Raw genomic sequence first — 11,863 nt, 5'->3', positions numbered from 1 at the left:
GTCCGCGCCGAACCTCCGGTGTGGGGGGAACCCGGAGAGGCCGGAACACTGGACAATGGGCGTATGCCCGGGGTGGCCCCGGCGGCTCCGGCTGAGCGAGCCGCTTCTGTCCCGGTCACGGCACAGGACAGCAGGACATGGCACGAGCAGCGGAGCACGTGATGCGAACCCACTTCGAACCTGATGAGGCCGAGGAGTTCGAGGCGGCCAAGGAGTTGCTGATCCGCCGTTGCCTGGCCTGGGCGGACGAGCGAGGCGAGCGGGCCGAGGAGATGATGCTCTCCGAGGCCCTGGACTCGCGGCACAACAGCCGTGACGGGCGGCTGGCGTACTGGGGTCCGGATCAGGTCGAGGTGTTCCTGCTCGAATGGATCCCCCGGCATGTCATAGCCCGTCAGGACGTCCTCGACACCGGGCCGGAGAGCCTGCTGGTGCTTCTGCGTTACCTGGCGGCGTTCGGTCTGCGCGATCCCCGTGGCGCGGACCTGGCGGAGTTGGAGACGGCCGTCGCCGCGACCGCCGCGAAGTATCCTGCCGCGCTGGCGGACCCGCTCCGGCAGAGCATCGGGAAGTTCTGGGCGCGGACGGCGCTCGACAACGGCGTCGACCTCACCGACCCCAGGTCCCTGAACCGGTTCCAGCGCGACGTCGACGCCGGGCGGGTGTCGTACGAGAGCGACGTTCTCGACAGCCTGATCAAGGCGCGGTTCCTGGAGCCGGAACCGGAGGAGGAACGGGCCTACGCCCAGCCTCCCGTGAGGCTGCCCGACGCGGCCGGGCTCTCCGAGGCCGCGGCCCGCACCACGGTCGTACGGCAGCTCACCGCCCTGGCCGACTGGGTGGGAAAGGATGGTCGCCCGCTCACCGCCACGGGCAACCTGCGGCTGGCCGACGCCCGGACGCTGGCCGAACTGCTCGGCACCGGGGAACAGAACCTGAAGGTGCGGAGCTCCGCCGAGATGCGGCGGGTCGGCCTGCTCGTCGCCTGGGCGAAGAAGGCCCGCCTGCTGCGGGTGAGCAAGGGCCGCCTGCTGCGCGTGGCCAGAGCCGCGCCGGTCCTGGCCGATCCACACACCCTGTGGCGGCGCGCGTTCGAGACGTTCTTCGAGCTGGGCTCCGCGATCGGCGCCCCCGCGTCCGGCTGGGTCGACGTCTCCATGCTGGTCGAGTCCATGCTGGTCGAGACCTTCGACGAGGTGCTGCCCGACGTCCTGAACGCCATGTACGGCATGCCGACCCCGATGCCCCTGGTCAGACTCCAGGAGACCGTGTGGCTGGCCTGTCAGGAGTACTTCATGATCGACCCGGCCGAGGAGGACCGCCGGCACGAGATCTGGCGTCAGCAGGTCAACCGGGACCTGAGCCTGGCGTTCGAGGTTCTCGCCGACCTCGGAGTCGTCGAGCTCGGCGAGGGTGTCGCGGACGAGCTCTACTCCAGCGACCTCAGGGGGACCGACCAGGCCCTGCCCCCCGAGGCCTGCGCGCGGCTCCTGCCACGCCTGGCCGAACCGGGCCCGCTGGTCCTGCTCTCCCCTCTGGGGACGAGCGCCGTACGGGAACGGATGATCGCGGCCGGCCGGGACGCCCCGCTGGTCGGAGAGCTGGTCGACGCGCCGCCCGCGGAGCTGCTCGGCGTGCTCGCCCAGCACTACACCCGGGAGAGCGCCGCCGCCGAGCTGGAGGGCTGGATCGCGGCGCGCGGAGGAGACATCGAGCCGCTTCTGGACGCGGCGCGCGCCTGTCCCTACCGCACGCGAGCGGCGGCCATGCTCGCCACGATCGTCGAGGCCCGCGCCGACGGCCTGTCGCTGCTCGGACGGCTGCGCCATGACCCGCTGCTCGGCCCGATCGCGGTGACGGCCCTCCTGGACGTGGGAAGGCTGCGGCCGGAGGACGTCACCACCGAGGAGCAGCTGTCGTTGGTCGCCGAGAGCCTGATCTCCCTTCTGGAGCTGGACGGCCCCGAGGCCGTCATGGAGCAGATCACCGAGGCGGCGGGGAAGGACGGCGCCCTGGAGATGGTGGAGGCGGTGCTGAGCTCGGGCCATCCCGCGACCGTGGGCATGGAGGAGTTGCGCACGCTGGTGGCCGAGCCGATGCGGGCCCGCTTCCACCGGCTGCGCCTCGTACGCGCTCCGGCGCCGGGATCACGCGGTCGCCACAGCGGGCACGGCAGGAAACACAAGCGGTGAGGCAAGCCCGGCCGGTTCAGGTCGGTTCGCCGAACCAGCGTTCAAGCGCGGTGCGCAGGGTCTTCGGGGTGCCGGGGGCGCGCCAGGCGACGTAGCCGTCTGGGCGGATCAGCACCGGTTCGCAGTCCGCCCGTACGGTGTCCACCCGCCCGGCCCACTCCCGTGCCACGTCCACGAGGTCGTCGTCCTGACCGGAGAGGCCGCACAGGAACAGCGGCCTGCCCGCGTGGAGCAGCTCGACCAGCCTGACGGGGCCGTCCTCGGTCTTGAGCTCCGCGTCGGGGGCGAGCGTGCCCGCGCCGGGATGGCCGACGTCATAGGCCGTGTCCGTGGCGCTGAGCATGCCGCTCAGATGGGCGTTGACCTGCTCAAGCCCCATGAGCTGGGCGAACAGCTCCCGTAGCGGGTCGATCCGGGGATCGGGGTCGGCCAGGGCGGTCTGGGCGCGGACGTTCCACAGGACGCGGGCGGCCACCGGGTGCCGCTCCGCGTGGTAGCTGTCGAGCAGGCCCTCCGGCGCCCAGCCATGCACCTGGGCGGCGAGTTTCCACCCCAGGTTCACGGCGTCCTCGAGACCGGTGTTGAGCCCCTGTCCTCCCCAGGGGAAGTGCACGTGCGCGGCGTCCCCGGCGACGAGGACGCGCCCGGCGCGGTAGGTCTCCGCCTGGAGGGCGGCGTCGCCGTAGCGGGACAGGCCGCGCGGCTCGGTCATCCGGATCTGGCGCCCCGCGATGTGCTCGGCCACGCCCCGCAGCTCCTCCAGCGTCACCGGGGCCTGCCGGTCGGGATGCGGGCCGCGGAAGTCGTAGGTGGTGATCCGGCTGTGGCCGTACACGCCGCCGCCCCAGACCATCAGCCAGCCGCGCGGGGTGCGGTGCCAGCCGCCGGGCAGCGGGTCGAGCAGCCGGACGTCGCCCATCAGCGCGGCGACGCCCGCCGGGGTGCCGGTGAACGGGATGCCCGCCAGCCTGCGCACGGCGCTGCGGGCGCCGTCCGCGCCGACCACGTAACGGACGGCCAGCTCGTACGGCCCGGCCGGTCCCTCAACGGTCAGCGTGACGCGGTCGGCGTCCTGGGCGAGCCCGACGACCTCGTGTCCCCGCCGGATCTCCGCCCCCAGCCGGGTCGCTCGATCGGCGAAGACCTGTTCCGCCCAGGCCTGCGGGCTGCCGACGATGCTCGGCCCCTCACCCGCGACCGCGCCGAGGTCCAGTTCGAACATGCCGGAGAAGTGGAAGCGGACGCTCCCGTAGGAGGACCGTCCCACCTCCTCGAGCAGGCCCCTGCGGTTGAGGCTCTGCGCGGTCCTGGCATGCAGCGTGCCCGCCTTGGACTCCCCCGTCGGAGCGGGGAGCCGTTCCAGGACGACCGGCCTGACGCCTTGAAGGGCGAGTTCGGCGGCGAGCAGCATGCCTACCGGGCCGCCTCCGGCGACCGCGACGTCGAATCCCGCGACATCGAACCCTGTGACGTCGTACTCCATGGAGACCTCCTCAGGCGTCGACAGGCGCGGGCAGGGGGTCTTCTGCGCCACGGCGTCGGAAGGTCAGGGCGGGCAGAGCGCTCAGCAGGATGCCCGCGGCGGCGACGTAGACCGCTGTGCTCAGGCCGTCCGCGAGCTCGGCGCGCAGAGCCGTACCGCTCAGCCCGGTGACGTCCCGGCTTGCGATCGCCACGAGCACGGCCAGGCCGAGCGCGGTTCCGACCTGGAAGGCGGTCGACGCCATGCCGGAGGCGACCCCCTGCTCCTCCTGGGCGACCCCCGAGGCGGCGGCGATCCACATGCCGGTCCAGGTCAGCCCCTGGAAGACTCCGAAGACGACGATGCCCGGCAGCACGCTCCAGTAGGAGCCGCCCGCGCTCATCCCCAGAGCGAACAGGACGGTGCCGACGGCGCCGCCGACGATGCCGGTGAGCAGGGTGAGGCGCATCCCGGTCCTGGTGGCCATCCGCTCGCCGACCTGCGTGCCCGCGGCGATCATGAGGGACGGCACCAGAAAGGCGAGCCCGGTCGTCAGCGGGCTGTAGCCGTGGACGCCCTGGAAGTAGACGGTCAGGAAGTACGGCAGCGCGTTGAACGTCGCCCCGAAGATCAGGGTGATGACCATCGACCCGCTCAGGCTGCGGTTGCCCATGAGGCGCAGCGGCATGAGGGGGTCGCGGCTGCGGGTCTCGATGACGAGGAAGACCGCGGCGAACACGGCCGCGAGGGCGAAGCTCGCCAGGATGGCCGGTGAGGTCCAGCCGGACTCGGGCCCCTGGACGAGGGCGAAGGCGAGAAGCGTGACACCGGCGGTCGCGGCCACCGCGCCGGGCAGGTCGAAGCCCCGGCCCCGCCGCCTCGGGCCGTCCGCGGGGATGAGCACGAAGGCGAGCAGGGCGGCGGCGCCCGCGAGCGGGACGTTGACGTAGAACACGGCCGCCCAGCCGAAGGCGTTCGTGAGCAGTCCGCCGAGCAGCGATCCCAGGCATAGACCGCTGGCCCCCGCGCCGCTCCAGACCGCCAGCGCCCTGTTCCGTTCGGCTCCCTCGGCGAAGAGGGTGTTGACCAGCGACAGGGTGGCGGGGAAGAGGAGCGCCCCGCCGAGTCCCTGCACCGCGCGGGCGGCGACCAGCAGCCCCGGCCCCTGGGCGAGGCCGCCGGCCAGGGAGGAGACCGCGTAGAGCAGCAGGGCCGCGACGAACACGCGGCGGCGTCCCAGCAGGTCGGCCGCGCGTCCGCCGAGCAGCAGGAAGCCTCCGTAGACGACCGTGTAGGCGCTGATCACCCACTGCAGCGTGTGGGCGGAGAAGCCGAGGTCCTGACCGATCCCGGGAAGGGCGACGAAGACGATGTTGAAGTCGAGCGCGGTGATGAGCTGGGCGAAGGCCAGCAGGGCGAGGGTCCGGCCGAGATGGCGGCGCCTGGGCGGCTGGAGGGAGGGAGGAGAGGTCATGACTTCTTTCGCTTGTTCGGTAGACACGAACAGTTGGACTGTTCGGAATCCTCGTACAATCGATGGGACGCCGTCAAGTTCGACTCTTCCGTACAATCGCCCCATGACCGCCCTTCACCCGTCCCGCGAGCAGTTCCAGCTCGAAGAGGTGCTGGCCGCGCTCGGCCACCCGATCCGCGCGTCGATCGTGCGCGCGCTCGCCTCCGGCGAGGAGGCGTTCTGCGGGTCGATCGTCCCCGACGTCCCGAAGTCGACCCTCACCCACCACTGGCGGGTGCTGCGTGAAAGCGGCGTCATCCGGCAGCGCCCCTCGGGCCGCAAGCTCTACATCACCCTCCGCCGCGACGACCTCGACGCCCGCTTCCCCGGCCTGCTCGACCTCCTCCTTTCGGACGAGGCCTTCGGCAAAACCGCCTGGCAGCCCTCGACGACCTGACGATCCGGGAAAGCCCCGGCGGTCCAGGAAACCCCCGCGGCCCGGGAAAGGAGGAGGCCCCGGGACTCCGGCCGTTCCGATGACCCCGAATTCCCCGGAAACAACGACCCCTTACCGAAAAGACCTCATGGAACGTGCCATGTTTCATGGATTTGCGAACACCAGAGCGACATGCAACTTTTGTGCGATTGTTGTCCTGGCGTTCACCTACGGGGAGGGGTTCGGTGTCGAGACCGACGTTGCGGGAGCGGTTGCGGTACTGGTTCGACAACACCATGTCGCGAGGCACGGTGGCGCTGATCGGCTGGCTCGCCCTCATCTCACTGGGGCTGATTCTGCTGGTCGCGACGTTGAGCCTGTGGCTGACCCCTCGCGACGCGGCGAAGAACAGCGGCTTCCCCGGCATGCTGTGGATGTCGCTGATGCGCGCGCTGAGCCCCGGCAAGGTCGCCAGTGACAGCGGGAGCACGCCGTTCATCGCGCTGATGTTCGTCGCCTCCATGGGTGGCCTGTTCATCGTCAGCGCCCTGGTCGGCGTCCTGTCCAACGGGCTCAAGAGCAAGTTCGAGCAGTTGCGCCAGGGCAGGTCACGGATCATCGAGAGCGGTCACATCGTGATCCTCGGCTGGTCGGAGCAGGTTTTCACGATCGTCGCCGAGCTGGCCCAGGCGCACGCGAGCGACAACGGGTCGGTCATCTCGATCCTCGCCGACAAGGACAAGCTCGAGATGGAGGATGACATCCGCCGCCACGCGGGCGACACCGGCAGGACCAAGCTCGTCTGCAGGACCGGGCGGCCGACGGAACCGGCCGACCTCGACCTGATGAACCTCGACTCCGCCCGTTCCGTGGTCGTCCTGTCCCCGCAGGGCGACGACCCGGACGCGCACGTCATCAAGACGCTGCTCGCGCTGGTCAAGCGTGCCGGTGACCACCCGCCCGTGGTCGCCGCCGTCGCCCGCACCGCGAACATGGCCGCCGCCCGCCTGGCGGGCGGCCCTGACATCCACCTGGTCGACTCCGACGACACCGCCTCCCGGCTCATCGTGCAGTCGTCCCGGCAGTCGGGCATGTCCGTCGTCTGCATGGACCTGCTCAACTTCGACGACGGGGAGATCTACCTGCGGTCCGACCCCGACCTCACCGGCATGACGTACGGCCAGGCGCTCCCGGCCTACCAGACCGCCACGGTCGTCGGCCTGCGCAAGTCGGGCGGCGGCGTCATGCTGAACCCGCCGATGGACACGGTGATCGCCGCCGGGGACGAGGTCATCGTGATCGCCCACGACGACTCGCTGATCCACCTGGCCGACGGCATGCCCGAGGCCCGGGAGGAGGCGATCGTCTCGGCGGAGCGCGTCCGCCCTGAGCCGGAGCGGACCCTCGTGCTGAACTGGAACGGCAGGGGCCGCCAGGTCGTCCACTACCTCGACGGCTACGTCGCCCCCGGCTCCGTGCTGGACATCGCCTCCGACCACCCGGACGCCGCGGTCCCCTTCGAGGGGCTGGCCAACCTGACGGTGAACGCCAAGGAATGCGAGAGCACCGACCGCTATGCGCTGGAGTCACTGGGCCTGGGCGTCTACCAGCACGTGATCGTCCTGTCGGACGACCGCTATTCCGCCGAGCACGCGGACACCCGTACCCTGATGACCCTCCTGCAGCTCCGCGACATGCAGACCACGCTCGGCGAGCGCTACTCGATCGTCAGCGAGATGCACGACGAGAACAACCGGAGCCTGGCCGAGGTCACCGAGGCCGACGACATCGTGATCAGCGACACGGTCATCGGCCTGCTGCTGGCCCAGCTCGCCGAGAACCAGCACCTGGCCGAGGTGTTCGGCTCCCTGTTCGACTCCAAGGGCTCGGAGATCTACCCGCGCCCCGCGGGCCGCTATGTCCGTACGGGGGCGGAGGTCAGTTTCGCCTCGGTGATCGAGTCGGCCAGACGCCGCGGCGAGACCGCGATCGGCTACCGCCGGGCGGACCGGGTGAACGAGGCCCCGCACTTCGGCGTCGTCCTCAACCCCGACAAGTCCCGGCCGCTGCGCCTGGGAGACGGCGACTCGGTGATCGTCCTGGCCGAGCGCTGATCGCGGGAACCCACTACGAGGAGCGCACCGGGCGGGCGTTCGTCCAGGTGATCCTCCGGGGGGAGTTCGACGCCGTGGCTCGCGAAATGCCCATTTCGGCGGCCACATGGGAAATCGGTCGGCTCCGGCGCCGACCTCGGTGACAACTCCGGCGAGGTCGCTGCCCTGCCCGGATGGAAAGGTCGAGGGAAAGATGTCGGCCATCGCGCCGGTGCGTATGGCCGCCTCACCGGGGTTGATGCCTGCGGCCTTGACCCGCACGAGGACCTGCCCGTACTCGGGCACTGGCGGTCGACCTCGGCGACCCGCAACACCTCGATTCCACCGAACTCGTCGTATCTGACTGCCTTTGTCATTGTCTTGCTTCTCCTGTGGCGCGCGATGCGCGGCTGACGTCGAGAACGGGAATGGTTCGTGCCGGTGTGGCTATTACCAGGGCACCGTTCCGGCGTCGTCGAAGAATCCGCCGGTCGGTCCGTCGTCGGGCAGGGTTGCGAGGTGAATCGCGATGGCCGCGCCCTGTTGTGGTGTGCGGACGCCTCGGAAGCCGTTGAGGTCGGTGGCGGTGAAGCCGGGGCAGCCGGAGTTGATCAGGATGTTGGTGTCGCTCAGTTCCTTGACGTATTGGATGGTGAGGGCGTTGAGGAAGGTCTTCGATGCCAAGTAGGCGGCGGGAACCGGGCCCATGTCGATGCCGGGGGTGGTTTGCAGGGCGAGCGAGCCGACGCTGCTGGACATGTTGACGATCCGCGGTGATGCCGAGTTGCGCAGCATCGGCAGCATCGCGTTGGTGACCCGGATAACGCCGATCACGTTGGTTTCCACGACAGCTCGCACGGTCGCGGGCTCGACCGTGGTCGGTGTCTGTGGCATACCGCCGGTGATCGCGGCATTGTTGACCAGGACGTCGAGCCCTCCGGCATGGCCGGCGATCAGCTCGGCCGCGGCGGCGACACTTGCGTCGTCGGTGACGTCGAGCGGCACGCCGAACGCATCGGTCCCGGCCGCGCGCAGCTTCTCGACCGCGGTGTCGCGGCGTTGTTGATCCCTCGCGCCCACACCGATTCGCCAGCCAAGGGCGCCCAGGCCTGCGGCGATCTCGTATCCGATTCCCTTGTTCGCGCCGGTCACCAGCGCGATCGTCCGTTCACTCATGCCGTCGATCATGTTGCGGACTCGGGTGGGGCGTCCAAGACCGGTCAGGTGGGCGGCGATACCGCACGGGTATTGATCGTGGTCAGCGCCGGATACGATGAGCCGGTGGAGACGCGGGAGTTGCGATACTTCGTCGCCGTCGCCGAGGAGTTGCACTTCGGGCGGGCGGCACAACGGCTCACGATGGCGCAACCACCACTGTCGCGGGCGATCCAGCAGCTGGAACGGCGGCTCGGAGTCGTCCTGCTGCACCGTACTGCTCGCGCCATCGCCTTAACCGAGGCCGGGTCGGTGCTGCTGCGGGAGGCCCGGACCGCGCTCGACGCGGTCGAAGCCGCTGAGCGCCGCACCCGCCGCGCCGCGGGCGACCAGCCGGGTGTGGTCCTGGCCACCAAGGCCGGAGCGTCCAGGGAACTGTTGTCGAAGCTTCTGGACGCCTACGCCGCTGAACCGGGTGCCGTGGCCGTCGAGGTAATGCTGTGCGGGCCGGGCGAGCCGGAAAGTCTGCTGCGCACCGGGCGTGCCGACGTTGCTCTGCTCCACCGGCCTTACGACACGACAGCCGGATTCGACACAGAGGATCTGCACACCGAACAGCAGGTCGTGGTCCTGCCCAAGGGTCATCCCCTCGCCAACCGGGCGCATCTGTCGTTAGTCGAGGTCAACACCCAGACGGATCTGCCCCTGCCGCGCTGGCCTGGACGGGATGGCGGCCATCCGGACGGCCCCGGCCCGCAGGTGCGCGACCATACCCAACTGTTCCAACTGATCGCGCTCGGACTGGCCTGCGCCGTCGTACCCGAGTCGCTCCGAGACCAGCTACGCGACGACCACGCCATCGTGCCGGTGCCGGACGCACCGGCAGTCACGACCGTCATCGCCTGGCCACCACACAGCAGATCCAAAGCCGTCGCCGACCTCGTCCGCACCGCGACACGCCTCTAGCCGATACCCGCTGCAGCACCGCTGTTCGCAGGCCGCACGACTGTACCGAGCATCACCAATGTTTCGGGATACATCCGGAAATGCCGCGTGGAGTTCGCGGGTTAACGGTGAGGGCCCGCGAATACGCGGTGATCGCACCAGCGATTGCCCCCACGATCGCGCCAACAGCCGCGCTCGGCGCGCCTAGTTCAAACGTCGTAAACCAAGCGGTGGGGCGGATAGGCCAAGGGGCCCACGACTAGGCCGACGCAACAACCGGACAGGCCAGCGACGACGGCGCCGACCGCTCCGAAGCGCCCGACCGTCTCTGGCCAATCCGAGGTTCTCCCGCTGGTCACAGCAATATCGTCTTCCGGTCAGCGACTGGCGACAAGATCCGACCGCTCACGCCGGATTGACGAAGTTCAGCCGTGACCACCACCGACGACAACGTCATGGCCAGCAACAGGTAGCCGCGACCTGGCATACCCACGGCGGCGGCACCACCCGGCATGTCTAGGAAACGACAGGAGCGCGACCACCGCCACCCCGGCGAGGGGCACAACCGCCCAGCGCGGCCAGTGCCGGTACAGGCCGGGGCGGCCGTCCGCGCGGAACAGGCCGACCAGGAAACGGGGAGTCCAGACGACGGCGACTCCCAGAGCCAGCAGGACGCCGAGGATCGACGTCATGAAGTAGCCGCCGGGAACGCTGTCGCCGTACAGGAGGAGAAGGGCGGCGAGCGCGGTGACGGGGAGCAGCACGCGCCCCGGCGGGCCGATCAGCACCCGGGTGAGCGTCGGCAGGTCCGGTCCCGGCCGACCGGGTCGTCGGCGAGTCCAGCGGCCATTCGGGGGCTTTTCCGAACATGGGGCAATCTAACGTGCCGATGATCGGAATGGCCAGCGCCCAGGTCGGCGCCCTACCGGTGGGGGCGGCGCCGACGTCGGCGCCCGGGAACGGCTCGCCGGAAGACTCCGCGAGTGCGGATCCCGGCGGCCCGGCTCCGGGCGCCGTAGCCGGATCAACCGGCGACGATCAACCGGCGGTGATCATGAAAGCCAGGCCCAGCAGGACGACGACGGGGATCAGCCACACCACGGCCTCGACAGCGAACTCCTTGTACACGGTCAATTTCTCCCTTTAAGTCCCACTAAATCCATAAATTTGGCCATGCGAAGCATATGCGGTTCCGCGAGTGGCCCCGCACCCGGCCCGGGACGGTCACGCCGACCGCGCTCCCCCGGCCCCGGCCTCACCGAGCCCGGGCCCGGCCTCCGGGAATCTCGGGAAGGATGAACTCCCTGATCAGCTCCGTCAGCTCGGCGGGGCGCTCGTGCACGACGATGTGGCCGCTGTCGAGTTCGGCGTAGCGGCTGCCGGGGATCAGGCGGTGCAGCTCCCGCGCGTGCTCGACCGGGATGAGGTGGTCCTGGGTGTTGCCGACGACCAGGGTCGGGGCGGTGATCAGCGGGAGCCGGTCGCGGATGTCCACCTCAAGGTCGAGGGCGATCTGCCTGGCCGTACCCGGCGGGGGCTCAGAGGCGAGGAGCAGGGCGAGCCCGTCGTCGGCGAGTTCCCGCACGAAGGCCGGACTGAAGGCCAGCAGCACGCCGAGCCCGGCGAAGTTCCTGTCGCCGAGCGACTTCGCCCACAGGGACAGGCCGAGCCTGAGCCTGGGGTCGTCGGCGCCGTTGGCCCAGCCCGCGATGAGGACGAGGCTGCGGACGCGGCCGGGATGCTTGGCGGCGACCGCGGCGGCCACGACCGCGCCGAGCGAGAACCCGACGAGGTCGGCGGGGCCGTCGAAGGTCGCGGCGACCTGGTCGGCGAGCAGGTCGACGGTCAGCTCGCCCGCGGGCAACGGAGTGCCGCCACTGCCCGAGTAGTTCGGGGTGATCACGGTGCGCCGGTCGGCGAAGCGGCCGACCAGGCGGCCGAAGTTCGTCCGCGCGTCGCCGCCGGTGCCGTGGACCAGCACGAGCTGCGGCCCCGCGCCCGCGACGTCGTAGGTGACGGGGATGCCGGAGACGGAGACGGCAGGCATGACAGACCTCTTCTTTCTGTAGTGATCGCTATGCCTCATCATCAGCGCTGCGGGCCGAAGTCCGCAGCGGTCGAGGAGGC

The 11,863-nt window shown here is 70.2% G+C and carries 9 protein-coding genes; 4 read left to right on the top strand and 5 right to left on the bottom strand.

Annotation, left to right across the window (positions count from 1 at the left end):
• Positions 1–137 precede the first annotated feature (137 nt).
• Positions 138–2,192 carry a hypothetical protein gene (locus AB0395_RS03170; protein WP_366276403.1) on the top strand — a complete coding sequence of 685 codons (2,055 nt, stop codon included), beginning with the start codon at positions 138–140 and terminating at the stop codon, positions 2,190–2,192.
• A gap of 16 nt (positions 2,193–2,208) precedes the next feature.
• On the opposite strand, the gene AB0395_RS03165 is transcribed toward AB0395_RS03170, so the two are convergent.
• Complete coding sequence (locus AB0395_RS03165) at positions 2,209–3,675, bottom strand: FAD-dependent monooxygenase (RefSeq protein ID WP_366276401.1); 1,467 nt, start codon at positions 3,673–3,675, stop codon at positions 2,209–2,211.
• A gap of 10 nt (positions 3,676–3,685) precedes the next feature.
• Positions 3,686–5,128: an MFS transporter gene (locus AB0395_RS03160; protein ID WP_366276399.1), complete on the bottom strand. Its 1,443-nt coding sequence runs from the start codon at positions 5,126–5,128 to the stop codon at positions 3,686–3,688.
• A gap of 103 nt (positions 5,129–5,231) precedes the next feature.
• Here AB0395_RS03160 and AB0395_RS03155 point away from each other — a divergent pair, with 103 nt between their 5' ends.
• Positions 5,232–5,564 (top strand): helix-turn-helix domain-containing protein, encoded by a 333-nt coding sequence (locus AB0395_RS03155; RefSeq protein WP_366276397.1) that lies wholly within the window; start codon positions 5,232–5,234, stop codon positions 5,562–5,564.
• Between the two features lie 224 nt (positions 5,565–5,788).
• Positions 5,789–7,657 carry a potassium transporter TrkA gene (locus tag AB0395_RS03150; RefSeq protein ID WP_366276395.1) on the top strand — a complete coding sequence of 623 codons (1,869 nt, stop codon included), beginning with the start codon at positions 5,789–5,791 and terminating at the stop codon, positions 7,655–7,657.
• 429 nt (positions 7,658–8,086) lie between these two features.
• Here the strand turns inward: AB0395_RS03150 and AB0395_RS03145 are convergent, their stop codons facing one another.
• Complete coding sequence (locus AB0395_RS03145) at positions 8,087–8,824, bottom strand: SDR family oxidoreductase (RefSeq protein ID WP_366276393.1); 738 nt, start codon at positions 8,822–8,824, stop codon at positions 8,087–8,089.
• 93 nt (positions 8,825–8,917) lie between these two features.
• Here AB0395_RS03145 and AB0395_RS03140 point away from each other — a divergent pair, with 93 nt between their 5' ends.
• Positions 8,918–9,757, top strand: a complete 840-nt coding sequence (locus tag AB0395_RS03140) for a LysR family transcriptional regulator (protein WP_366276391.1) — start codon at positions 8,918–8,920, stop codon at positions 9,755–9,757.
• 404 nt (positions 9,758–10,161) lie between these two features.
• Here AB0395_RS03140 and AB0395_RS03135 read toward each other — a convergent pair whose 3' ends face one another.
• Together AB0395_RS03135 and AB0395_RS03130 are read right to left on the bottom strand one after the other, a co-directional pair.
• Positions 10,162–10,524, bottom strand: coding sequence for a hypothetical protein (locus AB0395_RS03135; protein ID WP_366276389.1), 363 nt, complete (start codon positions 10,522–10,524; stop codon positions 10,162–10,164).
• 467 nt (positions 10,525–10,991) lie between these two features.
• On the bottom strand, positions 10,992–11,783 hold the full coding sequence (locus AB0395_RS03130; RefSeq protein ID WP_366276386.1) for an alpha/beta hydrolase: 792 nt from the start codon (positions 11,781–11,783) through the stop codon (positions 10,992–10,994).
• Positions 11,784–11,863 lie beyond the last annotated feature (80 nt).

The sequence above is a fragment of the Streptosporangium sp. NPDC051023 genome (assembly GCF_040689595.1).
Classification (GTDB): domain Bacteria; phylum Actinomycetota; class Actinomycetes; order Streptosporangiales; family Streptosporangiaceae; genus Streptosporangium.
The sequence above is the reverse complement of the archived record's forward strand: the minus strand, read 5'-3'. Positions and strand labels throughout refer to the sequence as shown.